Origin of the sequence: Ilumatobacter sp., from assembly GCF_039969435.1 — a bacterium.
Lineage (GTDB): Bacteria > Actinomycetota > Acidimicrobiia > Acidimicrobiales > Ilumatobacteraceae > Ilumatobacter_A.
This window is the reverse complement of record NZ_JBDVNU010000014.1, coordinates 1-26,422: the sequence shown is the minus strand read 5'-3', so window position 1 is coordinate 26,422 and position 26,422 is coordinate 1. Positions and strand designations below refer to the sequence as shown.

Here is a 26,422-nt window from a genome sequence, read left to right as displayed (position 1 = left end):
GACTCCGCCGGCCGGGCTCGTCGCGAGTTCCCTCATCAGGTCCACGCCGATGCACGCTCACGGTTCGATTCGTTGCGCATCGGCAACTCGGTGTGCCATTCACCGGTGGCGGCACGGATCGCGGCGGCCACCGCCCCGGCGGTCGGCACGAGGCCGATCTCGCCGACGCCCTTGATGCCGTACGGCGAGTCGGGCTGCGCGGCCTCGACGAGGATCACGTCGACCGGTGGCATGTCCTTGGGACGGATGATGTCGAGGCTTTTCAGGGTCGTGTTGGTCGGGAAGCCCGTCTCGTCACACGGGAAGCCCTCGGTCATCGCGTAGCCGAGTCCCATGTGGACGGCACCTTCGATCTGGCCCTCGCACAGCATCGGGTTGACCGCCCGACCGACGTCGTGAGCCGCCACGACCTTCTCGATGTCGCCCGTGTCGGGATCCATCACCACGACCTGCGCGGCGTATCCGAACGTGGAGTGGATGATCGGGTTCTCGATCGGTCGACCGGCGGCCTTGGCGTCGGCGATCTGGGCGAGCGACTGGGTCCAGTCGACCCGGTACTCGCCTTCGTAGTCCACCCCGACCTGGCAGCCGTCGCCGATGGCCGCTTCGCACGCCGCCTTGACCGACCCCGCGCCCATCAGCGTGCCGCGCGATCCGGTGGTCTGACCGGCGCCGAGTTCACGCGTCGAGTCGACGATCACGTCGATGCGTTGCGGATCGATGCCGAGTTCCTCCACCGCCACCTGCTGGGCGACGGTGTGGATCCCCTGGCCCATCTCGGTCCAGCAGTGGCGCACCTCGACCCGACCGGGGGCGCCGTCGACCGGTTCGAGGAAGTGCACGACGGCGCGGGCGACCTCGTTGAAGCCGTTGCCGAGGCCGGAGTTCTTCAGCCCGAGCCCGAGGCCGACGGACTTGCCCGCGGCAACCGCATCGTCGTACGCCGGCTTGACCGCGTCGAGGCACTGGCGTGCGCCGAGGCATCCGTCGTCCATCGTCTGGCCGGGGCCCCACACCTCACCGGGGACGACGACGTTGCGCGACCGGATCTCCCAGCCGCTGATGCCGACCTGCTCGGCCAAGCGGTCGAGAACACCCTCCATCGCGAACTGTGCCTGGTTCGCACCGAAGCCGCGGAACGCACCGCACACCGAGTTGTTGGTGCGCGCGGCGATGGCCTCGACGTCGACGTTGCCGACGAGGTACGGCCCCGTGGCATGGCCCGCCGCACGTTCCAGCACCTTCATGCCGACCGAGGCGTAGGGCCCCGAGTCGCCGATCATCCGCACGCGGATCGCGGTGAGCTTGCCGTCGGCGTCGCACCCGGCCCGGTAGTGCATCTTGATCGGGTGCCGCTTCGGGTGCATCAGCAGGGACTCTTCGCGCGACAGAGTGATCTTCACCGGCCGTCCCGTGTGCCACGCCGCGAGCGCGGTGTGCGCCTGGTTCGACATGTCCTCCTTGCCGCCGAACGCGCCACCGTTCGACACCAGCTCGGTGGTGACCCGCCGAGAGTCGATCCCGAGCATCGCGGCGATGTCGTTGCGGTCGTCCCAGATTCCCTGCCCGCCGGAGTACACGTACAGCGAACGATCGTCACCGTCGCCCGAGGGGACGGCAAGGGTGGATTCGGGTTCGAGGAACGCGTGCTCGATGCGTTGGGTCTGGAAGGTCTCGTCGACCGTGAACGCTGCCGACGCGAGCGCGGAGTCGACGTCGCCACGCGAGTAGGTGGAGGTGGACAGGACGTTGCCGTCGAGTTCCCACACCGCCGGCTCACTCGAATCGATCACCCGCACCGGATCGACCATCGGCTCGTGCACGTCGTACTCGACCGTGACCAGTTCGGCGGCGGCGCGGGCGATCTGGCGGGTGTCGGCGACCACGATCGCGAGCACGTCGCCCAGGTAGGAGGTCCGCCCGCCCACTGGGATCATGATCGGCCAGTCCTTGTGGATGATGCCGACCCGGCGTGCCGCCGGGATGTCGTCGGCGGTGAACACCGCGGTCACGCCGGCCAGGTCGAGCGCGGCCGATGCGTCGATCGCGACGATGTCGGCCCGTGCGTGTTCGGCGAGGCGCAGCGCTCCGTGCAGCATTCCCGCCACGGTCATGTCGTCGATGAAGTCGCGCGTGCCGATGGACAGCTCACGGCCCTCGTACTTGATGCCCCGCGACCCCACGCCGCCCGGCTGCACGACCACCGGCACGACGTCCTGCGCGAGCGCCTCGACCGCGTCGAGCACCTTGATGTAGCCGGTGCAGCGACACAGGTGCGCACCCAGGTGGCGCGATGCCTGCTCGCGGGTGAGTTCCGATCCGTTCTTGTCGATCAGCGCCTTCGTGCGCACGACGATTCCGGGGGTGCAGAACCCGCACTGCAGCGCGCCGCACGCTGCGAACGCATCGGCGTAGCGGTCGACCTCGGCGGTCGGCAGTCCTTCGAGGGTGACGACGTCCTTGCCGGCGATCTTCTCCATCGACGTCTGGCACGACACCCGCGCCTTGCCGTCGATCAGCACCGTGCAGCAGCCGCACTGACCCGTCGGCGAGCAGCCGTCCTTGGCCGACGTGATCCCGAGTTCCTCACGCAGCGCCGCCAGCAGGTGTGGGTGGTCGTCCGACGCCGTGACGCTCGATCCGTTGAGGGTGAATTCGCTCATGAGGTGAGTCCTCGTCTCCTGGTGGTTCCCGGCTGCACGTCGTTCCCGTTCGTCGTCAGTCGTGGTCGTGGCGGTCGAAGTCGGGACGCTCACGCGCCGCGGTCTCGACCAGTGACTTCGTGGTGGGGTCGGTGATCACCGAGTACATCTCGGGGCGGCGGTATCGGTCGAAGTCGAACAGGGTCTTCTTGTAGCGTTCACACATGTCGAGGTCGCACCTCGCTGTGATCAACTCGTCGCCGATCGTCGTCGCCTGCGCGACGATCTGACCGGACGGGGCGATGATCGACGTCTGCGCCAGCGACTCGACCCCCTCCTCCACACCGCCCTTGGCGACGCCGATCACCCACGTGCCGTTCTGGTACGCACCGGCTTGCATCACGAGGTGGTTGTGGAACGCCTGCAACGGATTCTGTGACGGGTCGGGCGCGTAGTTCAGCGGCGTGTTGTAGCCGATCAGGACCATCTCGACGCCCTGCAGACCCATCACCCGGTAGGTCTCGGGCCAGCGCCGGTCGTTGCAGATGGCCATGCCGATCCGGCCGCCGAAGGCGTTGTGCACACCGAACCCGTCGGGCGACTCCTCGAAGTAGCGACGCTCCAGATGCTGGAACTGACGCCACGGCTCGTACGCCTCGTGGCCGGGGATGTGCACCTTGCGGTACTTCGCAGTGATCTCGCCGTCACGGTCGACGAGCACGTAGGTGTTGTACCGGTGGCGGACCCCGTCGGCGTCGGGCGGCGTGAGCTCGGCATACCCGAGACAGAAGCCGACGGCGAGGCGTTTCGCCTCGTCGAACAGTCGTTGCGTCGACGTCGACGGCATCTCGACCTCGTAGAAGCTGTCCAGTTCGGTGGTGTCGCCGCTGATCGGGCCGTTGCCGCCTCCGTCGAGGATCCATCGTGGGAAGAAGCTGGTGAGGGCCAGTTCGGGGAACACGACCAGCTCGCATCCGTACTCGGCTCCCTGTCGCAGGAGCAGGAGCAGTCGATCGACGACGTCGGCTCGCGACTCGTCGCGGGCGATCGGGCCCAGTTGAGCGGCCCCGACCCACAGCTCGCGGGGCCGGTGGTACGCACCGTGGGCCGAGTGTGCGGTCATGCGAACTCCATCTCGACGAGGCGCAACATCACGTCGAGCAGGACATTGGCGCCGGATTCGATGTCGTCGGGCTCGGTGTACTCGGTGACGTTGTGGCTGATGCCGTTCACGCTGGGCGTGAAGATCATCGCGGTCGGGCAGACGCGGGCGAACATCTGCGCATCGTGGCCGGCGCCCGACGGCATCCGCTTGGTGGACAGCCCCGCGTCGCGAGCAGCGGCCTCGACCACGTCGACGACGCGTGCGTCGAACACGACGGGCTCGAAACGGGCCAACATCCGGGTGTCCACGCCGACGCCCTCCGCTTCGGCGGCCTGAGCGAGGTGCCCGCGGAACCGGGTCTCGGCCTGCTGGAGCACGGACTCGTCGGTGTTGCGCAGGTCGACCGTCATCACTGCGGTCGACGGGACGACGTTGACCAGGTTCGGATGCAACGTCAGCGCGCCGACCGTGGCCACCTGGGACCCACCGATGTCCCGGGTGAGGGAACGGACGAACAAGCTGACGTCGGCGGCGACGACTCCGGGATCGTGACGCAGCCGCATCGGCGTCGTGCCGGCATGGCACGACTGGCCGGTGAGCGTCACTTCGGTCCAGGAGATGCCCTGGACACCTTCGACCACGCCGATGGTGATTCCCTCGTCCTCCAGCACCGGGCCCTGTTCGATGTGCAACTCGACGAAGGCATGCGGAACGCGACCCGGCGTCGGTGCTGCGCCCCGGTACCCGATCCGGTCGAGTTCGTCGCCGACGCCGATGCCGTTGCGGTCCTCGATCTCGAGCGCCTCCTCGAGCGGCATCCCGCCGACGTAGACGAGGCTGCCGAGCATGTCGGGTGCGAAGCGGGCGCCTTCCTCGTCGGTGAACCATCCGACGGCGAGTGGTCGGGAGAGCTCGACGCCCGATGCGATCACGGTCTCGATCACCTCGAGTCCGGCGAGCACACCGAGGTTCCCGTCGTAGCGTCCGCCCGTGGCGACGGTGTCGATGTGCGACCCGGTCATCACCGGTGCGATGGCCGGATCGAAGCCCGGCATGGTCGCCACGACGTTGCCGATGCCGTCGATCGAGATGTCCAGACCGAGATCGCACATCCAGGTACGGACGAGATCGCGACCGTCTCGGTCGTCGTCGGTGAGTGCGAGGCGGGCGCACCCGGTGGTGCCGTCGATCGCGCCGATCGCTCCCAGGTCCTCGAGGCGGCGGATCAGTCGGTCGCGATCGATTCGCAGGTCGGTCGACGTCACCGTCGCGACAGTACCAGTGGACCTTTACAGAACGTCAAGCACCGTTCCGTCACACCGGCACGTGGTGCAGCAGCCGGCCGAGGCGGTCACGGCGCACGCCGACCACCGGGATCCGACGCGTTACTGTCGTGGCGGTGGAGCAGGGAGCGAGCGATGTCGAGTTCCTGCGCGCCGTGCTCCCGATCGTCGAGTTCCTCGGTGGGAACCTCGTCGCGGAAGGCGGCAACGGCGAACTGCCGATCGAACGTGGCGGTCGCGTCATCGCGCACGTCCGCCCCTCGGAGTTGCACGGCGCACTGGAACGGATGATCGAATCGGTCGAACGTGACGGCGGTGCCGAGCTCGGTGCCATGGGACGTGCCGAGAAACAGGCCGCGGTTCGCTGCCTCGACGAACAGGGTGCCTTCCTGCTGCGCGGTGCGGTCGACCGGATCGCACGGGCGATGGGCGTCAGCCGCGTGACCCTGTACAGCTACCTCAACGCACTGGAGCGACGGGCATGACCGACGAACCGGGTTCGACCCCCCGCCCGGCTGCATCGCTCGCACGGGCCGAGGTGCTGGTGGAGCCGTTCCGCGAGAACGATCCCGGCCCGCACGTCTCGGCCGCGATCGACGTCCTCGCGGCTGCCGGACTGTCGCCCGACATGGGGCCGTTCGCGACCGAGACCCTGGGCGACCTCGACGCCACGATCGCAGCGATCACCGACCTCCTCCGCGCGTCGTTCGCCGCGGGCGCCGACGCCGTCCAGGTCCGCATCGAACGCGTCGACGCGATCGACTGACCGGCACCGCTACATCGGTCGCCGATCCGGCGACACGCATTCCGAGCAGACGTCGGGGGGGGGGGATGGTGTCACCGGCTCGGTCTCCGGTGGAGGCCGCTGTCAGGTGAGTGCGGCGGAGAACATCTTCGTCGTCGCCTCCCACGCGCCGGTGGCGGCCGCTTCGTGGTACGTCGGTGCGCTCGGCCAGGTGAACCCGTGGTCGGCACCCTCGTAGATCTCGACGGTGACGTGATCGAGCGGCTCGACCGCATCGAGGAAGCGTCGGTGCATGGCGATCGACTGGACCTCGTCCGCGTCACCGATCGCGAGGTACAACGGCTTCGTGAGCGTCGGTGCCGTGAGGTGGGGTGAGTCGGGACCGTCGTCGGCGAGGAACGACGGGTGCCACCCGGCGGCCGCGACGACACGGTCGTCGTCCGTCAGTCGTCGGTAGGCGGCGCGAGCACCGAGGCAGAAGCCGATCGTGACGATCGGTGCGTCGTCGCTCACGCCTGCAGCACGCAGCGCACGGTCCCCGTCGTGTTGGATCTGGGCGTCGGTCATCGAGGTGATCCAGCCCCACACCATCTCCTGGGTGGTCTGCCCGTCCGGAGGAGCGGTCTCGGATGCGTTGAGCAGGCGCCCGTGGCGATGATGCAGGTCGGGGGTGACCACGACGTAGCCCTCGGCAGCCAACTTCGCCGCGAACTCGTGCGTGGCGGGTCGGATGCCGGGGGCGTCGATGAACAGCAACACGGCCGGCCAGTCGCCGGCCTCGGCGGGAGAAGTGACCAGGACGGCCATGTCCCCGTCGTCGGTCGCGGTGTCGATGATCTCGTCTCGAGTGTCCATCGTTCGACCGTATCCGGAGCGACGAGAGTGCCCGGCACCGTCCGACGACCAGCCGTCCGACGACCATCCGACGACCATCCGACGACGATTCGTCCTGCGCTCCGTGGAAGAGTGGGTCGATGCATGATCTGGTGATCCGCAACGGTTTCGTCATCGACGGGACGGGTGCCGCAGCACGCCCCAACTGCAGCATTGCGATCGATGGCGAGGTGATCACGGCGATCGGTGACGAGGCCGATGGCGGGGTCGGGCCGGGCCGGCGCGAGATCGACGCCACCGGGATGATCGTCACTCCCGGTTTCGTCGACATCCACACCCACTACGACGGGCAGGCCACGTGGGACGGTGACCTGGAACCGTCCACTCCCCACGGGGTGACCACCGTGGTGATGGGCAACTGCGGCGTCGGGTTCGCACCGGTGAAGCCCGACGAGCACGACTTCCTGATCCAGTTGATGGAGGGCGTCGAGGACATTCCCGGCGCCGCCCTCAGCGAGGGAATCTCGTGGAACTGGGAGAGCTTTCCCGAGTACCTCGACGAACTCGATCGAGGAGAGTACGCCGCCGACGTGGCCGCGATGATCGCGCACGGACCGTTGCGCACGTACGTGATGGGCGAGCGCGGCGCGAACAACGAGCCCGCCACCTCCGACGACATCGCCGAGATGGCCCGCCTCGTCCAGGAGGCGGTCGAGGCCGGAGCGATGGGGTTCTCCACCAGCCGCACCATCGGCCACCGTGCGATGAACGGCGAGCCGGTGCCCGGCACCTTCGCCGCCGAGGACGAGCTGTTCACGATCGGGCGGGCCATGGCGCGGGCCGGTCGCGGTGTGTTCGAGGTCGCTCCGGCCGGTCTGGCCGGCGAGGACCTCGTGGCTCCGAAGAAGGAGGTCGACTGGATGGTCCGCCTCGCGGACGACATCGGCCGACCGGTCACCTGGTTGATGTTGCAGAACATGGTCGAGCCCGACGAATGGCGAGAACTGATGCAACTCAGCCAGGAAGCACAGGACGCCGGCAAGCAGGTCGTCCCGCAGGTGGCCGGACGCCCGTTCGGCATCCTGATCGGGCTGTCCACGAAGCACCGCTTCAAGGACATGCCCTCCTTCGCACCGCTGCGTGATCTGACCTTCGCCGAACAGGCGGCGGCGATGGGCGACCCCGACCTCAAGGCGCGACTGATCGCCGAGTCGACCGAGATCATGGAGTCGATCAAGGACGTCGAACCGATCGCGTACCAGGTGGTCAACTCCTACGAGCGCCAGTACCTGCTCGGCGATCCGGTCGACTACGAGCCCACGCCCGATCGGTCGATCGCTGCGCTCGCCGAGGCGCACGGGGTCGAGCCGATCGAGGAGTTCTACGAACAACTCCGTGAGCGTGACGGTGAAGCGATGTTGATGATGCCGTTCCTCGGCTACGCCCACGGCAACGGCGATGCCCTCCACGAGATGCTCACGCACCCGGCGGCCGTGCTCGGCCTCGCCGACGGTGGCGCCCACGCGAACTTCATCTGCGACGCGTCCACGCCCACCTGGATGCTGACCCACTGGGTGCGCGACCGCGAGCGTGGCCCCCGGCTCGACCTGGTCGACGTGATCCGGAAGATGACCTCCCACACCGCTGCGCTGTTCGACCTGACCGACCGCGGTGTGCTGGCCGTCGGCAAGCGAGCCGACGTGAACGTCATCGACCACGACAATCTCACGCTGCGCGAACCGCGTCTGGTCCGGGACCTGCCCGCCGGCGGGACCCGGCTGCTCCAGTCCGCAGAGGGCTACGTGGCCACTGTCGTGCGGGGCGTGGTCACGCGCGAGAACGACGAGTTCACCGGAGCACGCCCCGGCCGCCTCGTCCGTTCGTAGGCCCGCGAACGTTCCGCGCCGACCCGGCACGCTGCGGTGTGAGCCCTGGACTGCGACATCGCGGTCCGGAGCTCACAGCTGACATGTCCGGGGATCGCGACGCGAGCGGGTGTGAGCCGTGGACCGGGACATCGCGGTCGACAGCTCACAGCCGGGCCGGGTCCCGGTTGGGGATCACGGAGGGCGCGGCGGGAGAATGGGCCGATGGCCACCGCGCACCTGAACGGGATCGACGTCCACCACGAGGTCCACGGACGCAGCGACGACGACGCACCGTGGGTGTTGAACATCGGCGGATCCGGCGGCGACCTGCGCGAGACGTTGCCCGCTCGGTCGCCGCTCAACGAGCACTTCCGGGTCCTGCAGTACGACCAGCGCGGCCTGGGACGCACGTCCAGGCCGAATGTCGAGTACACGATGGAGGAGTACGCCGACGATGCGGCGGCACTGATCGAACACGTCATCGTCCCGACCGGATCGGCGCGTTGCCACGTGGTCGGGACGAGCTTCGGAGGGATGGTCGCCTTGAACCTGGCGGCGCGCCGCCCGGACCTGGTCGACCGACTGGTCCTGCTCGTCACGTCGCCCGGCGGTGACCACGCGTCGTACCGACTCAGTGACCTCGCCGACATGGATCCCGACGACGCGTTCCGGACACGGATGGGCCTGCTCGACACGCGGTGGGACCCCGAAGCGGACGAACCGATCCCCGACCTCGGCGTCGTGTACGACTTCATGGTCGCGCGATCGCAGCAGGCCGTGCCCCCCGAGGTCGCAGCGGGGGCCGCTCGCCAGTTGCGCGCCCGCAACGGCCACGACGTGGTCGATCGCCTGGCGTCGATCGACCGACCGACGTTCGTCGGGTGCGGTCGTCACGACGGCATCGCCCCGGTCGCCAACTCCCAGGTCATCGCCGACCGGATGCCGAATGTCGAGATGCGGATCTTCGAAGGCGGACATCTGATGATGTTCCAGGATCCTGCGCTCTGGCCCGCCGTGGTCGACTTCCTCGGCGGCACCTGACGGCCCTCGTCGTGTCGGACATCCGACCGGGATGGTGACCGCTGCGGTCGTCGGCGGTCTGGAAGCATGTGCGCCGGTCGCTCGGCCTCACGTCCGGTCGCGACCCGACCGATGATCAACCTGGCATGTCGATGACGCTGCACTCCGCCCGCATCCCCCTGCGCAACCTCTGCGCGAGCCTCGCCGTGACGGCGGCCCTCGCGGTCGCGGCGACAGCCTGCGGTGGCGTGCAGCGCCAGGTCGACGTGCCCGGAGCCGCTCCGGCGACGGCGCCCGCCGCGCCGGTCGATCCGAAGGTGGCGACGCCGGGCGGCGTCGCCACGACGGAACCAGCGGAGGTGCCGGCCGAGGACCCTTCGAACTCCACCACGCCCTCACCACCCTCGTCGGGCCCTGCGCTCGTGCCGGGGTCGACGGCCGCACCCTCGACCGAGCCGTCGCCGGAATCGTCGGTTGATGGTTCGTCGGTTGGCGGTTCGTCGTCGGCCGGTGCGCCGCTGAACGAGACGCCGACGGTCACCGGGTGGGCAGCGTTCGATCTGCACCTGACGACGATCCTCGAATCCGGTTCCCGGGCGGTGTCGGCCACGGTGCTGCGCGACGGTGAGGTCGTCCACGAGGTCGCGCTGGGTGATCGCACCGAGGCGGGCGACCCGGTCGAGGTCGGCGACCGCTATCGCATCGCCAGCATCAGCAAGGTCGTCACGGCGGTCACGGTCCTGCGCCTGGTCGAACGGGGAGCGATCGGCCTCGACGACCCGGTCGGTGCCCGGCTCGCCGCACGGGTCGGCGTGACGGACCCGGCGTCGGGGGTCGAGCAGATCGCGCTGCGACACCTGCTGACGCATCGCTCCGGCATCGCCCAGTACGAGGACCTGATGTTCCGCCGCCAGGTCGAGTCGTGCGATCAGGCGGCCGCCGTCGGGCTGGGTCGCGGACTGGAGCGGGCCCCCGGGACCACGTTCCGGTACAGCAACCTCAATCTGTGCCTGGTCGGCCTGTTGATCGAGGACCTCACCGCCCGGCCGTACGAGGACGTGGTCCGAGACGAACTGCTCGCACCCCTCGGTGTCGACGGGATGCGCCTCGCCGGAACCTTCGACGTGCGCGACGGCGAGGTCGAACACCGCTCCGACGACGGCCGCAACTACATGGAGGTCCTGGCGGGCGCCGGTTCGTGGATCGCGTCGCCCACCGAGGTCGCCACGATCATCGACTCGCTCGACCTGTCGACTCCCGGCTGGAAACCGCTCGGCGCAGACACCATGGCGCAGATGCGGGCGATCACCGAGGATCCTCCGCTGACCCCGGAACAGGCCGCCACCACGTCGACGACGCTCGAACCGCCGCCCCCACGCACGACCGGCTACGGCATGGCCCTGATGATCTTCGGTCCGGACGCGTTCGGGCACACCGGCACGGTCGAGAGCACGCATGCGATGACCGTCCGTCAGGCCGACGGCGTCACGTGGGCGATCACGGTGAGCGGCGACCACCCGTCGTCCACCCGCGACCTCGCGGGCATCGTCGCCGAGGCGCTGCGCGACGCCGGCCCGGTGTAGCCCTCGATCGGGCGTCGCCGGCGGTGTCCGAATCGATGCCGCGGGTCCTCACGTCGTAGCGTCGGCTCCATGTCCGACGCACTGATCATCGACGCCTGCCGCACACCCCGCGGGATCGGGAAACTCGGCAAGGGTTCCCTCTCGCACCTCCACCCGCAGCACGTCGCGCGCACCGTGCTCGCCGCGCTCGTCGAGCGGAACGACTTCGACACCGCCGACGTCGACGACGTCGTGTGGGGCACCAGCTCGCAGGTGATGGAGCAGGGCGGAGACCTCGGCCGCATGGCCGCACTCGACGCCGGTTACGACATCACCGCCAGCGGCGCGACGCTCGACCGCTTCTGCGGTTCGGGGATCACCACGGCCAACTACGCCGCCCATGCGGTGATGGCGGGCATGGAGGACCTCGTCGTCTCCGGCGGCACCGAGATGATGTCGCTGCCGAAGAAGGGCATGCTCCCGATGGGTGCGGGCAACCAGCACCTCCAGGATCTGCATCCTCAGTCGCACCAGGGAGTGTGCGCCGACGCGATCGCCACGATGGAAGGCATCTCGCGCGAGACCCTCGACGCCCTCGCCGCCGAGTCGCAGCGCCGTGCCGATGTCGCGATCAAGGAAGGTCGCTTCGACAAGTCGTTGATCACCGTCCACAACGACGACGGCACCGTCGCCCTCGATCACGAGGAGTTCCCCCGTCCGTCCACGACGGCGGAGTCGCTCGCCGCGTTGCCGCCGAGCTTCCCGGCGATCGCCGACTACCGGCACACCTCCGAAGACGGGACCGTCGCCAAGACGTTCCGCGAACTGATCAACCAGAAGTACCCGGACCTCGACATCCAGCACGTCCACCACGCAGGCAACTCGTCGGGTGTCGTCGACGGCGCAGCGGCGATCCTGTTCGCCAGCGAGGCGTACGCGAAGGCGCACGGCATGAAGGCCCGGGCCCGCGTCGTGGCCACGGCGAACATGGGCGACGACCCGACGCTGATGCTCAACGCCCCGGTCCCGGCGGCGCGCAAGGTGCTCGCCAAGGCGGGGATGACGCTCGCCGACATCGACATCTTCGAGATCAACGAGGCATTCGCCGTCGTATCCGAGAAGTTCCAGCGCGACCTCGACCTGGACCGCTCCAAGGTCAACGTGAACGGTGGAGCGATGGCACTCGGTCACCCCATCGGGGCGACCGGAGCGATCCTGATCGGCACGGTGCTCGACGAGTTGGAGCGCACCGACAAGCAGGTCGGTCTGATCACCATGTGCGCAGGCGGCGGCATGGCACCGGCGATCATCATCGAACGCATCTGACGCGACGATGAACCATCGGGGTCGACGTTCGTCCGTGTTCGGCTCGCTCGTGGCGGTGGTGCTCGCGGGTTCGGTGGCTGCATCGTGCTCGGGGTCCGACACCGACTCCGGAGGGGACGCGGCCACGACGGTGTCCGAGTCTGTTCCCGTTGCGTCCACGGCGGCCGAACCGTCGACCACGGTGGCCCCCGCCACGAACCCGCCGGTCACGACGGACGTGATCGACGCCGCCCCCACCACCGACGCACCGCTCGCGACCGACGCCGCTCCCAGCACCGACGCAGGTACGTCCCTCGACGACGTGGTCCCGACGGCCGGCAACGGCGGCGGCACGGCGCCGGAGACCGGTGCGTCGCCCGAGCAGGGAGGCGACTACTCGGCGGTCGAGCCGATCGTCCAGGCGTTCGTCGACGAGCGCGGCCTGAACGGCGCCGGACTCGTGGTCGTCGAACGCGACGCCGGTGTGGTCTACGAACACCACTGGGGCGAGTTCACGCCCGACCGCATCTCGCTCGTCGCATCCTCGAGCAAGATGATCACCGCCGGCGTGCTGCTCCGCCTGTCCGACGACGGACTCCTCGACATGGATGCTCCCGTCGCCGACGCCGTCGAGTGGGGAGGAGGCAATCCCGACATCACGCCGGCGCAACTCGTCTCGAACAGTTCCGGTCTCGTCGGGCTGCTGCCGAATCCGGGCTACGCACCGTACGTGTGCCAGTACGTCGCGTCCGGAACATTGCAGGACTGTGCCGCACAGATCTTCACCTCGCCCGACGACGACGGCGACATCGTCGCCCCCGACACCGAGTTCCGGTACGGCGGTGCCCAGTGGCAGGTCGCCGGCGCCGTGGCCGAGGCCGTGTCGGGCAGGTCCTGGGCGGAGTTGATCGACGAGATCTACGTGCAGCCCTGCGGACTCGACGCGCTCGGCTACAACAACCACTTCACCCAGATCGGATCGGGCGGGTTCGCCTACCCCACCGAGTTCGCGGGCGACCCCGAGACGCTGATGGCGACCGACAACCCGAACATGGAGGGCGGCGCCTTCGTCACGACGGGCGACTACGCGAAGCTGCTGTTGATGCACCTCCGCGGCGGGACGTGCGGTGACGAGCGGGTGCTGTCCCAGGGCGCGCTCGACACGCTGCATGCCGACCGGACGGGAACCGTGTACGGCAGCGACACGGGGTACGGCATGGGTTGGTGGGTCGACAGGGCCACGGGTCGCATCAGCGACGCCGGCGCCTACGGGTCGGTGCCCTGGCTCGACCTCGAGGACGGCTACGGCGCGTTCCTCGTGGTCGAGGCCGACGCAGTCACCGGGGGCGAACTCGCCGCACAGTTGTACGACATCGTCGAGTCCGCCGCCACCGCCTGACCGCGCCGCGATCCGTTCCGTTCGCCGCTCAGTCGTCCGTCGTGGCTGCGAGCGCGTCGGCGAGGGCGTCGAAGGCAACGTCGAGGATCTCGCCGATCGTCGGGAACGGTTGGATCGTTCGTTGCAACACGTCGATCGGGACCGCGCCGTCGATCGCGATCACGAGCGCGTGGGACAGTTCGTCGAAGCGCGGGCCGATCCCGTGAGCGGCGACGATCGTGTTCGTGGACCGTCGTCCGGCGAGGGCGACGAATCCGTCGGGGAGTTCGTCGGTCGAGAACCGGGGGACACGCACGCTGGTCTCGGACCACACGACGTCACCGTCGTCGGAGAGGTCGTCGTAGGTGTCGCCGATCACGAAGACCGGCGGGTCGATGAAGATGCAGGCGGGCACGACGGCTTCGTCGTACGAGCGTGAGCCGTCGCCGGTCAGGTGGTTGGCCACCACGGCAGCGTGTCGGTTCGCCACATGGGTGTACTGCTGGCGACCGGCGGCATCGCCCATGACCCACAGCGATCCGGTCCCGGTGATGCGTCCGGCGTGGTCGACCTCGAGGTCGTCGTGGTCGAGGCCGAGCACGTCGAGGCCGAGCCGGCTGAGGTCGGGCTTCCGTCCAATCGCCACGAGTGCGATGTCGGCCTCGACGTTGCGCCCGTCGGCGAGTTCGACTCGGACGCCATGTTCGGTGCGCTCACACGCTGCGACCTGGGCGCCGTAGATCGCCGTGATCCCGGCCCGCTCGTGGCTCTCGGCGATGAGGCGACCCACCTCCGGGTGGAGGTCGTCGGCCGGTCGCGGCGACGAGTCGACCATGGTCACCTCGGATCCGAGGCCGCTGTACATCTGGGCGATCTCGCTGCCGATGACGCCGCCACCGATGATCGCCAGACGCTGCGGACGGACGTGTGCGGTCAGGGCGTCCTCGCTCGTCCACATCCGGTCGCCGAGGGTGTCGAGCCCGTCGATGTCGGGGATCACCACCTCGGCACCGATCGCGATCACGATCGCCGCCGCGGTGTACTGCGCGCCGTCGGCGTCGAGCGTGTTCGGGCCGGTGATCGTCGCGGTCGCGGACACGATCGTGGCTCCGAGGCCGCGTGCGTCCTCACGGTGCTCGCTGTCGTCGAGGTGATTCACGAGTTCGTCACGACGAGCCACGGCTTCGTCCCACGTGCGCCCGGTGCGCACGTCGTGCAGCAGGCCCTTGCTCGGGATGCAGGCGAAGAAGGGACACTCGCCGCCGACGAGGTGCGGCTCGAACATCACGACCGACGTGCCGGTGCCGTCGAGTTCACGCAGAAGCGCTTCGGACGCCGAACCACCGCCGATGATCGCGACGTCGAAGTCGGACTCCCGGTCGCCGGGCGGGTCGTTGTCGCGGTCGCTGGCGATTCCCGGTCGAGGCATCTCGCACCGTTACCCCGTCGGCAGACCGTGAAACCCCGCGTGTTTCGTGCGTGTTCGGGCGAGGAACAATCCAGGAATGAACATCTCCGATCTCCGTGAAGCCTCCGACATCGCCGCCGACCGTGCGTCGACGTCGCTGCGACGTGTGGCCGACGCCTCACAGCCTGCGGTGTCGCGCCTCGGCGGTTCGCTGTCCGGAGTGAACCTCCCCGACGTGCATCTGCCCGACGTGCACCTGCCTCACGCACTCGACGTCGACGTCGCCGACCTGGCGGGCTCGGCGATCGAGTTCGCCGGAGACGTGGCCGGTCAGGTCGTCTCGCAGGGTGGCCGCAGCATCGATCGGGCGATCCGCTATTCCCGTCGCAACCCGAAGGTCGTCATCGGCGTCGTCGCCGCTCTCGTGCTGATCGCCGGGCTGTTCGCCGCCAGGAAGAAGCGCTCGCCGGAGCCGTCCTTCGAGAAGATCAGCTGACGGCGCACGGGAGATTCCAGGCCCGTCAGGCGTCGGTTTCTCCGGCCCACCACATCGTGCGCTGCGGGAACGGGATGGTGATGCCCGCGTCGCCCAGGGCGGCCTCGACCTCGAACGCCACCTCGCTACGAGTCGACCAGAAGTCGGCGATCGAGGGCTTGTGCCAGAAGCGGAGAGCGAAGTCGATGCTGGACTCGCCGAACGCTTCGAGGTAGGCCTCGGGCTTCGGTGACGCCAGCACTCCGTCGGCTCGTTCGGTTGCGTCCAACAGGATCCGCTGTGCGGCTCGGAGGTCGGTCCCGTACGCCACCCCGACCGCCAGGGTGGTGCGACGCGATCCGCGCTGGGTGTAGTTCGTGATGTCGGACTTGATCACGGTCGCTGACGGGATCTTCACCAACTCGCCGGCGGGCGTGAGCACGGTGGTGTTGCGCGTGTCGATCGTCTGGACCGTTCCCTCGTGGTCGTTGACGAGGATCTGGTCGCCGTACGTGAAGGGACGTTGGATCTGCAGCAGGACGCCGGCGATGAAGTTCTCCAGGATGTCCTGGAGCGCGAAGGCGAGGGCGATGCCGGCGATGCCGAGTCCGCCGACGGCGAGGCCGATCGGGATGCCGAGTGACTCCAACGCGTAGACGAAGCCGACGATCATCACGAGGTAGCCCACGAGCCGGGCGATCAGCGCAGCGAGCGCCGGGTCGAGCCGGTTTCCGCGTCTCAGCAGACGGGTGACCAACGCCTTGACGACGAAGGCGAGGACGATCCCGCCGACGAAGATGCCGAGGGCGATCGCGAAGTCCCATGGGCCGAGGCCTGCGTCGGTCACCGCGTCGGCCAGTTGCTCGGTGGCCGAGTCCGATGACCCGTCGTCGACCGGAACACGAAGCAGAGACAGCATCGTTCCAGTCTGCCGCGACGTCCGGCGATGGGTCCGGCCGTCTCCTCATCCGTCGGGGTGAGTTCGGCCGGGACGTCGGCCCGGAGCAGGCTCCGCCGACGGTGGCGTCAAGCCGGCGGGCGCTGATCGAGGTGGATGCCGGCGAGCATGCACCGCACGGAGCCGCCGGCGAGCTCGATCGTGTCGACGTCGACCGACACGATCTCGCACGACGCCTCGATCACGCGGAGCTGCGACGCGGTGAGTGACCGGTGGGCTCGGGCGGACATCGCCAGGAGGCGACCGCGGCGGCCGGTCAACTCGAACGCATTGCCGGCGAAGTCACGGAGCTGGTCGTGGGTGAGGTCGAGCACGGTGCGGCCCGTCTCGGTCAAGCGCTCGACCACCTCGTCGCGGCGCTTCGCATCGGGGAGCGCATCGAGGCAGATCAGCGCGAGTTCGGTCCCGACGCACATCAGCACGTTGGTGTGGTAGATCGGTGTGCCGTCGTCGTCGCACGCGTCGAACACCATCGGCTCGTACCCGTTGTGTGTGCAGAAGCGTTCGAGGATCACCGGGTCGGCCCGGTGGGAGCGCGCCACGTACGCGATGCGTCCGATGTGGTCGAGCACCATGGCGCCCGTGCCCTCGAGGAACAGGCCGTCGTACTCCAGGCCCGAGTAGTCGATGACGTCCTGCACCCGGTACTGCGCCTTGAGGAGTTCGATGATGTCCGGACGTCGCTCGAGTCGGCGGTTCGGCGTGCACATCGGATACGTGACGATGCGGCCACCGCGATGCGTCGAGAACCAGTTGTTCGGAAAGACGCTGTCGGGTCGCTCGGCGGATTCGTCCTCGAACAGGTGGACGCGGACACCGCGTGCCGTGAGGGCGTCGGCGAGCGCGGTGCACTCCGCATACGCCGCGGCAGCGACGTCGACGGGGCCGCGACCGTCGGAATCCGACTGGAACACGTTGTCGGCGGCGGTCTGCGGGTTGACGGAGAAGTGGTGTGGTCGGATCATCAACACCGTCGTCGGGGCCTGCAACGAGTGCCGACGCGCAGCGATGGTCGACGTGGGCGTCGATGTGGTCGGAACGCCGGCGATGGGGGCGGCGATGGGGGTGTCGATCATCGCGATCTCGGGATGCGCGCTCACACCGTTGCCGGTTGCCGGACGTCGACGAGGGCGAAGAGGTTCTTCGGGTCGGTCGGCTCGGCGATCAGGTCGATGGTCTCGTAGTAGTCGGTCCCGGTGATCGAGTCGTACAGGAACTTCAACGCAGTGAAGTCCTCGATGGCGAATCCGACCGAGTCGAACAGGGTGATCTCGTCGTCGGATGCGCGACCCGGGCGGTCATCCGTGAGGACCTGCCACAGTTCGGTGATCGGCCAGTCGCGTGGGAGGTACTGGATCTCGCCCTCGATGAACGACTGTTCGGGGAACTCGACGAAGATCGACGCCAGCCGGGTGAGCTCGATGTCGAGTTCGGTCTTGCCGGGGCAGTCGCCGCCGATCGCATTGATGTGCAGCCCGGTCGGTTCGCCGGCCGACGCAGCGGCGGCGCGTGCATTCGACACCATCTCGGCGGTCAGCACCGTGGCGTTCTTCTTGTCCGCGGTGCAGGTGGTGACGATCTGAGCACCCATCACGGCATCGGCTGCGTCGGAGCAGAGCGTGACGTCGAAGCCGAGCGCCGTGGCGTTGCGCTCGAACTTGGCCATGGCGACAGGGTCCACGTCGAACACCCGCAGTGTCGTGATCCCGAGGTTCGCACGGAACGCGAGCGCCTGGAACTCGGACTGCGCCCCGCTGCCGATCATCGCCATCGTGCGGGCGCCGACGGGGGCCAGGACCTTGGCGGCCATGGCCGACGTGGCGGCCGTGCGCAGAGCGGTGAGCACCGTCATCTCCGAGATCATCAACGGGTAGCCGGTGTCGACGTCGGCGAGGGCGCCGAAGGCCGTGACGGTCTGCAGCCCGCGAGTCGAGTTGATCGGGTGGCCGTTGACGAACTTGAACCCGTAGGTCTCGCCGTCGCTGGTCGGCATGAGTTCGATCACTCCGTGTTCGGAGTGGCTGGGGATGCGTGGCGTCTTGTCGAAGACCGGCCACCGACGGAAGTCGGTCTCCATCGCGGCGACGAGGTCGACGAGCAGTGGTTCGAGGCCGGTGTCCGATGCCCATCGCGCGAGGTGGTGGACGTTGACGAATCGAACCATGAGGTGCTCCAGTCGAGAGAGTTCGCAGGTGTGAAGACCACCGTACGATCGGACGATGTGCATCATCAATCCTCAAAGGGGATGAATGATGTACATCCATCGAGCAGATCGTGCATCCCTGATCTACGATCTGTGCGATGGCTGACGTCGACGATCTCGATCGCAAGCTGATCGCGCTGCTGCGGACCGACGGTCGTGCTCCGGTGACGACGCTCGCACGTCAACTCGGGGTGACTCGGGCGACGGTCAACAGCCGACTCGATCGGTTGCTCGAATCGGGCAAGGTGCTCGGCTTCACGGTGCGCATGCGCGACGACCACGGTGACGACGACGTGCGGGCGATCAGTCTGATCGAGGTCGAGGGTCGTTCGACCAACGAGGTGATCAAGGCGTTGCGCGGTCTGGCCGAGATCCAGTCGTTGCACACCACCAACGGTGGCTGGGACCTCGTGGCGGAGATGCGTTGTGAGTCGTTGGCGGAATTCGATCAGGTACTCGGCCGGATCCGCTCCGTCGAGGGCGTCATCAACTCCGAGACCAGCCTGCTCCTCAACTCCGTCCTCCGCTGAACCCGTCATCCAAACGGTGATCCAAACGGTGTCAGACACCGTTTGGATGAGACACCGTTTGGATGATGTCGGGGATCCGGTTCGAGCTCAGGTGAGGAGGCGGCCGTGGCGGTGGCGGGTGCGGCTGATGGCCTGTTCCTTCACCCAGTGACCGAGTTCGATCATCGCGTCACCGACGGGTGGGTCGACGTCGATCACGATGTCGGCCTCGTGGAGGATGCGGCGGGCGTCGTCGTCGAGCGAGGCGAGCAGGCGGACGCGGTCGGGGCGCTTCGCCATCGTCGCGAGGCGCCGCGCGAAGTCCAGGTCCGACTCGTCGGTCACGAGCGACACGGCGAAGCGGACGCCCGTCACGGCGGCGACGGTCCGCAGCAGATCGACCTGCCGGTCGTCGGTCGACGAGACGCGAGCGACGACGGATCCGAGCGGTACGTGGCGCAGGATGTTCGCCTCGGCAACGAGGCCGGTCGGGTCGTGATCGACCGAGTACCAGTCGGCCCACACCTGCTCGAAGGCGGTCCGCCGTCGAGGGTCGTCGTCGACCGGATCGCCGGAGACGCGTGCCAGCTGCGTGACGTACCCGGGGCCGCCGGCCTTGGAACCGCCGCCGACCGAGGAACGCTTCCACCCGCCGAACGGCTGGCGCTCCACGATCGCACCGGTGATGTGGCGGTTGACGTACGCATTGCCGACCTCGACGCGAGCGAGCCACTGCTCCACCTCGTCGTCGTCCAGTGAGTGGATGCCGCCGGTCAACCCGAGGTCACCGGCGTTCTGCAGCGCGATGGCGTGGTCGAGGTCGTCGGCACGCATCAACCCGAGCACGGGGCCGAAGCATTCGGTGAGGTGGAACCACGATCCTTCGCGAACGCCGAGGCGTACGCCCGGTGACCAACTGGTTCCCTCGGGAGTTCCCGGCGTGTCGAGCAGGACCGGCTCGACCAGCCACGACTCGCCGTCATCGAGTGTGGTGAGCGCCCGCTCGAGTTTGCCGGTGGGCGGCGCGATGAGCGGCCCGACCATCGAGCCAGGGTCCGTGGCGGCTCCGACCCGCAGCGACGTGACCGCGTCGCGGAGGCGCCGACGGAAGGTGGGGTCGTCGTAGACCTCGGCCACGACGATGCCGAGGCTCGCCGCCGAACACTTCTGTCCGGCATGACCGAACGCAGAACGCACGAGGTCGCGGATCGCCTCGTCCACGTCGGCCGACGGCGTGATGACCAGCGCGTCCTTGCCACTCGTCTCGGCGAGCACGCGCAGGTCGGGGCGCCAGTCGAGGAACATCGACGCCGTCTCGTGCGCGCCGGTGAGCACGATCGTGTCGACGTCGCGGTGCGTGACGAGGTGCGTGCCGACGGGACCGTCCTCGCACACGACGAGTTGGAGCACGTCGTGCGGCACGCCGGCGCGCCAGAACTGATCGGCGATCCAGGCGCCCACGGCGGTGGCCTCGGGAGCCGGCTTGAGGATCACGCTGTTGCCGGCAGCCAGTGCTCCCGCCACGCCTCCGGTCGGGATCGCGTACGGGAAGTTCCACGGCCCGACCACGACCACGACGCCTCGCCCCGACACCTCGAGCCCTGCGTCGATTCCGCCGTCGAGGCGGTCGCTGCCGGTCGTCGCGTAGTAGCGGCAGAAGTCGATCGCCTCGCTGACCTCGGGGTCGCCCTCGTGGATCGTCTTCGCGACCTCGGCCGCCATGAGCCCGATCGTCTCCGCCCGTTCGGCGCTCATCAGATCGGCCGCCACGAGCAACCATCTCCGTCGCTCGTCGAACGAGCGCGTGCCGGGGCGTCCCGCATCACCCGGCTCCGTGCGATCCTCCTCGCCGGCACGGCCGGCGAGGAGGGCGGCGGTCGCGGTGGACATCACGGCGTCGATCGCGGCCGTGTCGGTGACGGGGGTGAACGTCGGGGTCGGCGGCGTGGCGACGGCATCGAGGAACGCAGCGCGTGTGGCGGCGTCGGTGAGGTCGCTGTCGGGTTCGGCCGCGAATCGCGAGTCGGTGTCGACTCCGAGGGGGAGCGGAGCGCGGCGCCGCGACCGGTCGACGCCGTGGCGGGCGTTCACCGCGGTGCGGAAACGGTCGGCTTCGCGGTCGAACTCGGGGGAGTCGGCGGTGAGCGTGAACAGCGAACGCAGGAAGTTGTCGGGTTGGGTGTTCTCGTCGAGGCGCCTGGACAGGTACGCGATCGATGCGTCGAAGTCGTCGTCGGCGACGACCGGGGCGTACATCAGCAGGCGGCCCGCTGCAGCGTGGACGGCTCGGGCCTGGGCGGGCGCCATCCCTTCGAGCATCTCGAACTCGATCCGGTCGAGCACGTTGCGACGAGCACCGATGGTGAGCGCCCAGGCGATGTCGAACAGGTTGTGCGACGCGAGCCCCACGCGCACGGCCGGGGCCCACTCCGGGCGCAGCAGCGAATCGAGCATCGCCTTGTAACTGGCATCGACGTCGGCCTTCGTGCCGTACGGCGCGGCGGTCCAGCCGTGCAATTCCGCCTCGACCGCCTCCATCGCGAGGTTCGCTCCCTTGACGAGACGCACCTTGATCGTGCCGCCGGCGCGAGCGTGTCGCTCGACCGCCCACGCACCGAGTCGGTCCGCAGCGTCGTGGGTGTCGGGCAGATACGCCTGCATCACGATCCCGGCGTCGATCGCAGCGAACTCGTCGTCGTCGAGCACGCGCATGAACGACTGCACCGTCAACTCGAGATCGCGGTACTCCTCCATGTCGAGGTTGACGAACGTCCGCACGCGGGACGTCTCGGCAGCGCGGTACAACGTGCGCAGCCGGTCGCAGATCCGCTCGACCGACAACTCGAAGGCCATGGCGTCGAGGTTCGCGACGATCGCCGAGACCTTCACCGAGACGTAGTCGACGTCGTCGCGTCCGATCCGGTCGAGCACACTGACGAACCGTTCGTCTGCCTCGGCATCGGACAGGATCGCCTCGCCGAGAGGGTTGACGTTGATCTTCACGCCATCGCGTGCCCGACGTTCCAGATGAGTCGCGAAGTCGGGGTCGTCGGCGGGAATGACGATGCCGTGCGTCTCTGCCTTGATCCGCTTCACGACGAGAGGCATCACGATCCGTGGGAGGCGCGGAGCGACCATCGCTCCGGCCCGCAGGAGCAGCGCGTCGATGCGACCGACGGCCGTCGTGTGGTGTCGGCGCACCACGTCGGCGAAGCGGTCGGCGGCCAGAGCGGGATCGTCGATGCGCAGCACCTGGTCGGTCATGGCGAAGATCATCTGACGTCCACGCTCGTCGGCGAGGAGTGCTCCCAGTCGTTCCCGGCGACGGACCTCACGTCGCGATTCGTCCTGCAGGCTCGTGGAGAGCAGTCGGCGTGCGAGTTCGACCGCAGCATCAGCGAGAGCCGCGTCGGTGCGGTCGGCTTCGGAGCGCGAGGACGTCGGGAGCGCGGCGGTGTCGGTCATACGTACATGGAAGTCCACCGGGCCGGTCATGTCTCGGACGCGATCGTCGTCGCGCGGTGGCGAATTCCACCCAGTGCGCACGCCGACCCGAACGTGTGCGGCCACGTGGGACCGTTCGACGGGCGCCTGGCACACTGACGCCATGCTGGACCGGTCGTTGGAAGCGGTCATCGACGTGCTGGCGACCGTGCCGAACGTGATGTTCAGCATCAAGTCGGTCGACGGCACCTACCTGGCGGCCAATCGCGCGTTCGCGGAACGCGCCGGCCTCAACGGCCCGGGAGAGGTGGTCGGTCGGACAGCCGCCGAACTCTTCCCGCGCGATCTCGCCGAGCAGTACGAGGCGCAGGACCGCGCCGTCGTCGACACCGGCCTGATGCTGAGCAACGAGTTGGAGGTGATCACCCGCCCCGACCGCTCCTACGGCTGGTTCCTCACCTCGAAGTCGCGATGGACCGACGGTCGTGGCGAGGTCGCCGGAATCGTGTCCGTGTCGGTCGATCTGCGCACGGCCGTCGACGGCACCGCTCCGTACGCCCGACTCGCCGATGCCGTCGAGGTGGCGCGTCGGCGCTACGCCGAGCGTCTCGAAGTGGCCGATCTCGCAGCCGCCGCGGACATGACGGTGAGCCGACTCGAGCGCACCGCTCGCCGGGTCCTCGGGCTCACCCCGAAACAACTGATCATGCGGTTCCGGCTCGAGGAGGCGCTGCGCCTGATCACCACGACGGACGTCGCTCTCGCCGACGTGGCGACCCGATGCGGCTACTACGACCAGAGTGCCTTCGGTCGCCACTTCCGCCAGGTCGTCGGTTCGTCACCCGCCGCGTACCGCAGCGCCCACCGGATCAGTTGACCAACCTCTGTTGATCCGTCCCGGACGGATCAACAGAGGTTGGCTCGGAACGATCAGGCGTCGGGTGGGATCAGCGTGTTGGCGAAGATCTGCCAGGCGAGCGCGCTCTTGGCGAGCAGGCTGAGCACGATGTACACGGTCTCGCCGAACACGTAGTCCTTCCACTTGCCGATGCCCCGGTACTGCAGCCACTGGTTGATCGCGAAGGAGTTGAAGAACACGAAGATCGTCACGATGATCCCGTACACGAAGCCAGGAGGCTGCTGGCCACCTTCGATGCCGGCGTTGATCACGAGGTAGGTGGCGATCGCGGCCCACGGCCCGATGCCGGCGATGCACCCGAACCAGAACGGAGTCCACCACCGGTCGCCGTTCGGCGTGTTGACCATCTCCATCAGCCACCCGAAGAGGATCATCGAGGCATTGACGAACGCGATCGCGATGAGCGCAGCGACGTCGGTGATCCCGGTGATCAGCGCGATGAGCACGATCATCAGCGACGCCGACAGCGAGTACTCGACCCACCGCAGCCGGTTCCGGCCACGCCGCAGCTCGCGGGAGTAGAACGCGAAGCCACCGGGCGCGGCAATCACGAAGTGGAACAGCGCCGACAGGTACATGAACGCCGCAGTACCGAGTGCGATCGGGAGCCCGCCGACCTCGTTGATCGAACCGTCGGCGAGAGCGGTGCCCGGTGGTCCGTTGATGTTGAAGGTGCTGGTCGGCAACTTCACACCGGTGTCGCCGAGGACGAGCATCAGCGTGCCCGACACCAGGTGCAGCGCGCCCATGACCGCGTTGAAGATCCGCAGCCTGCGCAGCCGAGCGTCGGACACCTCGACGGTGGGCGCATCGAAATCGACGGTGAGGGTGGTCATGGCGCCAGTGCTACCCGACGCGGCGGGCCGTCAACCGATCGAGGTCGACATCGCATGGAACCCGACCCGTGATCCGCCGGCGCAGGTGTGCTCACTCCACGAGAGTGCACTCGGCGTTGGCGTTGATGAACCTCTCGGCGACCCCTTCGGTCGCGACGACGTCCTCGCCGTCGTCGACGGCTTCGAAGAAGGTGGTGAGTTCGTCGACGCTCACACCGTCGAGCTTCTCGGCGATGCACTCGGCTTCGTCCTGCGGCGCTCCCTGGTCCACCATCAGCGCGACGAGATCGTCGGCGGCCGTACTCGCGCCGTCCGCGTCGGAACTCCCGCCGTCGCTGCTCCCGCCGCACGCCGTCAGCGCCAGCACGGTGGCGGCGGCGGCGAATGTTGTGATGAGGCGTCGTGTCATGTCTGTCTCCCTGTTTCTCCGGGCGGGCGGATCCTCGCCGCGAGTTGCGGCGCAGACGATCCCACAGTGGGCAGTCGTCATGTCGTGAGTTTCGGTCGCGCATCGGGACACGTGCAGCGATCGACGTGGTCGGCCCCACGAGCGGGTGACCGTCGCATTCGTGGGATCGGCGTCACCGGTACGTTGGACCGATGGAGCTCTCTGCGGAAGAACGTCGTGTCCTCGGCTGCCTGATCGAGAAGCAGGCGACGACTCCGGATCAGTACCCGCTGTCGACGAACGCCCTCGTCCTCGCATGCAACCAGAAGTCGAACCGGGATCCGGTGGTCGAGTACGACGAACGGATCGTCATGGACGCCACCTTGCTGCTGCGCCGAGGGGGTCTCGCCCGGATGAACAGCAGCGGTCGCACGGACAAGCATCGCCACATCCTCGATGACGCTCTCGGCGTGGACCACGACCGGCTCGCGCTGCTGGCGATCATGCTGCTGCGCGGTCCGCAGTCGACGGGCGAGCTGAAGACCCGAACCGAGCGGTATCCGACGTCGCAGGGTCTCGGATTCGAGTCGCTCGACGACATCGAGGCGGTGCTCGAGCGGATGGCGGAGGGGACCGATCCGCTGGTGGCGAACGTCGGGCGGTCGGCGGGTCAGAGTCAGGATCGCTGGGCACACCTGCTCGGCGAACCGAATGCGGTCGCCGACGTCGGTGATGCCGACTCCGACCTGGCGTTCGCCCTCGAACCCGATGTGGATTCGTACACCCCCGGAACGGACCTCGTGTCGGGGTCGGCGGACCACGATGCGTCGTTGGCCGAGCGGGTGTCGCGGCTCGAAGAACGCCTGGCTGCGCTCGAGGCCGCCCTCGGAATGCCCGAGCCGGACCTCGGATCGGACGGATGACGGAGCCCGAGCGAATCCTCGTCGTCGCCGACACGCACCTTCGTGCAGACCGTGCCGACGAGATCGTGGACATCGTGGGTCGGCACCGCCTCGAACGAGCCGACGCGATCCTCCACGCCGGCGACGTCGTGTCCCGGGAGGTGCTCGATCGACTCGCAGGATTCGCCCCGCTCCATGCGGTGGACGGGAACAACGACGTCGATCTCGGTCTCCCGCACGTCCTCGAGGTGGAGATCGGGGCGCGTGGGCCGGTCGTCGCACGATCGACGCAACCGGGATGGTGGTCTCGCCTGGCTTCGTCGATTCCCATGTTCACTTGTCCGCGTCTGAAGTCCCGCTTCACCCAGTCGTCGTGTGCGGGTGTGCCCGGCTTGGACGCCTTTCCCTTCTTCTGGCCGAACACCGACCACCAGGCGTTGTCCCGACAGATCCGCCACACGGTCCGATCGCACACGACGTGACCGGCAGTGCGGACCTCATCGGCGAGGAACCGATACCCGAACTCCGGGTCATCGGCGTGCGCGTCGAAGATCGCGTTGGTCAGATCCGCCTCGTCGAGCAACTCGTCCGAGACCGGCCGGTGGCGCCACCGGTAGTAATCCTGGCGACAGAGCTTC

General features: G+C 68.3%; 23 protein-coding genes. 12 read left to right on the top strand and 11 right to left on the bottom strand.

All coding sequences use genetic code 11. The features are described 5' to 3' along the window. Positions 1-35: 35 nt before the first annotated feature. Genes ABJK40_RS07500 through ABJK40_RS07490 form a run of 3 tightly spaced genes read right to left on the bottom strand, consistent with a single transcriptional unit; the run spans position 36 to position 5,012 of the window. Positions 36-2,663, bottom strand: coding sequence for a molybdopterin cofactor-binding domain-containing protein (locus tag ABJK40_RS07500; RefSeq protein ID WP_348480336.1), 2,628 nt, complete (start codon positions 2,661-2,663; stop codon positions 36-38). Positions 2,664-2,718: 55 nt separating this feature from the next. Further along, entirely contained in the window at positions 2,719-3,765 is a 1,047-nt protein-coding gene (locus ABJK40_RS07495; RefSeq protein WP_348480335.1) for a nitrilase-related carbon-nitrogen hydrolase, read from the bottom strand. Further along, entirely contained in the window at positions 3,762-5,012 is a 1,251-nt protein-coding gene (locus tag ABJK40_RS07490) for a M20 family metallo-hydrolase (RefSeq protein ID WP_348480334.1), read from the bottom strand. Before ABJK40_RS07490 ends, ABJK40_RS07495 begins: the two co-directional genes overlap by 4 nt. A 134-nt stretch (positions 5,013-5,146) precedes the next feature. On the opposite strand from ABJK40_RS07490, the gene ABJK40_RS07485 reads away from it, so the two are divergent. Beyond that, positions 5,147-5,515, top strand: coding sequence for a helix-turn-helix domain-containing protein (locus ABJK40_RS07485; RefSeq protein WP_348480333.1), 369 nt, complete (start codon positions 5,147-5,149; stop codon positions 5,513-5,515). Continuing rightward, entirely contained in the window at positions 5,512-5,796 is a 285-nt protein-coding gene (locus tag ABJK40_RS07480) for a thiamine-binding protein (protein WP_348480332.1), read from the top strand. The genes ABJK40_RS07485 and ABJK40_RS07480 overlap by 4 nt, the downstream gene beginning before the upstream one ends. 102 nt (positions 5,797-5,898) lie before the next feature. Here the strand turns inward: ABJK40_RS07480 and ABJK40_RS07475 are convergent, their stop codons facing one another. After that, a complete protein-coding gene (locus ABJK40_RS07475; RefSeq protein ID WP_348480331.1) occupies positions 5,899-6,630 on the bottom strand; it encodes a dienelactone hydrolase family protein in 732 nt (243 codons plus the stop codon). A gap of 119 nt (positions 6,631-6,749) precedes the next feature. On the opposite strand from ABJK40_RS07475, the gene ABJK40_RS07470 reads away from it, so the two are divergent. The 5 genes from ABJK40_RS07470 (at position 6,750) to ABJK40_RS07450 (ending at position 13,763) form a co-directional block, all read left to right on the top strand. Then, positions 6,750-8,495, top strand: coding sequence for an amidohydrolase family protein (locus ABJK40_RS07470; protein ID WP_348480330.1), 1,746 nt, complete (start codon positions 6,750-6,752; stop codon positions 8,493-8,495). 204 nt (positions 8,496-8,699) lie between these two features. Then, positions 8,700-9,518 carry an alpha/beta hydrolase gene (locus ABJK40_RS07465; protein WP_348480329.1) on the top strand — a complete coding sequence of 273 codons (819 nt, stop codon included), beginning with the start codon at positions 8,700-8,702 and terminating at the stop codon, positions 9,516-9,518. Positions 9,519-9,643: 125 nt separating this feature from the next. Further along, positions 9,644-11,080, top strand: coding sequence for a serine hydrolase domain-containing protein (locus ABJK40_RS07460; protein WP_348480328.1), 1,437 nt, complete (start codon positions 9,644-9,646; stop codon positions 11,078-11,080). A 69-nt stretch (positions 11,081-11,149) separates the two neighbouring features. After that, on the top strand, positions 11,150-12,385 hold the full coding sequence (locus ABJK40_RS07455) for an acetyl-CoA C-acetyltransferase (protein ID WP_348480327.1): 1,236 nt from the start codon (positions 11,150-11,152) through the stop codon (positions 12,383-12,385). A gap of 34 nt (positions 12,386-12,419) precedes the next feature. Next, positions 12,420-13,763, top strand: coding sequence for a serine hydrolase (locus ABJK40_RS07450; protein WP_348480326.1), 1,344 nt, complete (start codon positions 12,420-12,422; stop codon positions 13,761-13,763). A 28-nt stretch (positions 13,764-13,791) separates the two neighbouring features. Here the strand turns inward: ABJK40_RS07450 and ABJK40_RS07445 are convergent, their stop codons facing one another. After that, positions 13,792-15,171, bottom strand: a complete 1,380-nt coding sequence (locus ABJK40_RS07445) for an NAD(P)/FAD-dependent oxidoreductase (RefSeq protein WP_348480325.1) — start codon at positions 15,169-15,171, stop codon at positions 13,792-13,794. Positions 15,172-15,247: 76 nt separating this feature from the next. On the opposite strand from ABJK40_RS07445, the gene ABJK40_RS07440 reads away from it, so the two are divergent. Next, entirely contained in the window at positions 15,248-15,646 is a 399-nt protein-coding gene (locus tag ABJK40_RS07440; protein ID WP_348480324.1) for a hypothetical protein, read from the top strand. 25 nt (positions 15,647-15,671) lie between these two features. On the opposite strand, the gene ABJK40_RS07435 is transcribed toward ABJK40_RS07440, so the two are convergent. The 3 genes from ABJK40_RS07435 to ABJK40_RS07425 form a co-directional block, all read right to left on the bottom strand. Then, entirely contained in the window at positions 15,672-16,544 is an 873-nt protein-coding gene (locus tag ABJK40_RS07435) for a mechanosensitive ion channel family protein (RefSeq protein WP_348480323.1), read from the bottom strand. A gap of 107 nt (positions 16,545-16,651) precedes the next feature. Beyond that, the gene (locus ABJK40_RS07430; RefSeq protein WP_348480410.1) at positions 16,652-17,548 is read right to left on the bottom strand and encodes an arginine deiminase-related protein; all 897 of its coding nucleotides are present in this window, start codon (positions 17,546-17,548) and stop codon (positions 16,652-16,654) included. A gap of 131 nt (positions 17,549-17,679) precedes the next feature. Then, positions 17,680-18,747: an ornithine cyclodeaminase gene (locus ABJK40_RS07425; RefSeq protein WP_348480322.1), complete on the bottom strand. Its 1,068-nt coding sequence runs from the start codon at positions 18,745-18,747 to the stop codon at positions 17,680-17,682. 137 nt (positions 18,748-18,884) lie between these two features. On the opposite strand from ABJK40_RS07425, the gene ABJK40_RS07420 reads away from it, so the two are divergent. Further along, a complete protein-coding gene (locus ABJK40_RS07420; RefSeq protein ID WP_348480321.1) occupies positions 18,885-19,316 on the top strand; it encodes an Lrp/AsnC family transcriptional regulator in 432 nt (143 codons plus the stop codon). Positions 19,317-19,403: 87 nt separating this feature from the next. Here the strand turns inward: ABJK40_RS07420 and ABJK40_RS07415 are convergent, their stop codons facing one another. Beyond that, the gene (locus tag ABJK40_RS07415) at positions 19,404-22,760 is read right to left on the bottom strand and encodes a bifunctional proline dehydrogenase/L-glutamate gamma-semialdehyde dehydrogenase (RefSeq protein WP_348480320.1); all 3,357 of its coding nucleotides are present in this window, start codon (positions 22,758-22,760) and stop codon (positions 19,404-19,406) included. A gap of 142 nt (positions 22,761-22,902) precedes the next feature. Here ABJK40_RS07415 and ABJK40_RS07410 point away from each other — a divergent pair, with 142 nt between their 5' ends. Beyond that, positions 22,903-23,616 carry a helix-turn-helix domain-containing protein gene (locus ABJK40_RS07410; RefSeq protein ID WP_348480319.1) on the top strand — a complete coding sequence of 238 codons (714 nt, stop codon included), beginning with the start codon at positions 22,903-22,905 and terminating at the stop codon, positions 23,614-23,616. A gap of 53 nt (positions 23,617-23,669) precedes the next feature. Here ABJK40_RS07410 and heR read toward each other — a convergent pair whose 3' ends face one another. Together heR and ABJK40_RS07400 are read right to left on the bottom strand one after the other, a co-directional pair. Further along, positions 23,670-24,494, bottom strand: a complete 825-nt coding sequence (gene heR, locus ABJK40_RS07405) for a heliorhodopsin HeR (RefSeq protein WP_348480318.1) — start codon at positions 24,492-24,494, stop codon at positions 23,670-23,672. 91 nt (positions 24,495-24,585) lie between these two features. Continuing rightward, positions 24,586-24,903 carry a hypothetical protein gene (locus ABJK40_RS07400; RefSeq protein WP_348480317.1) on the bottom strand — a complete coding sequence of 106 codons (318 nt, stop codon included), beginning with the start codon at positions 24,901-24,903 and terminating at the stop codon, positions 24,586-24,588. A gap of 191 nt (positions 24,904-25,094) precedes the next feature. Between ABJK40_RS07400 and ABJK40_RS07395 the strand changes: the two genes are divergently transcribed. Together ABJK40_RS07395 and ABJK40_RS07390 are read left to right on the top strand one after the other, a co-directional pair. Then, positions 25,095-25,805 (top strand): YceH family protein, encoded by a 711-nt coding sequence (locus tag ABJK40_RS07395; protein ID WP_348480316.1) that lies wholly within the window; start codon positions 25,095-25,097, stop codon positions 25,803-25,805. Continuing rightward, positions 25,802-26,266 (top strand): metallophosphoesterase family protein, encoded by a 465-nt coding sequence (locus ABJK40_RS07390; RefSeq protein ID WP_348480315.1) that lies wholly within the window; start codon positions 25,802-25,804, stop codon positions 26,264-26,266. Before ABJK40_RS07395 ends, ABJK40_RS07390 begins: the two co-directional genes overlap by 4 nt. The last annotated feature ends 156 nt before the right edge of the window (positions 26,267-26,422 follow it).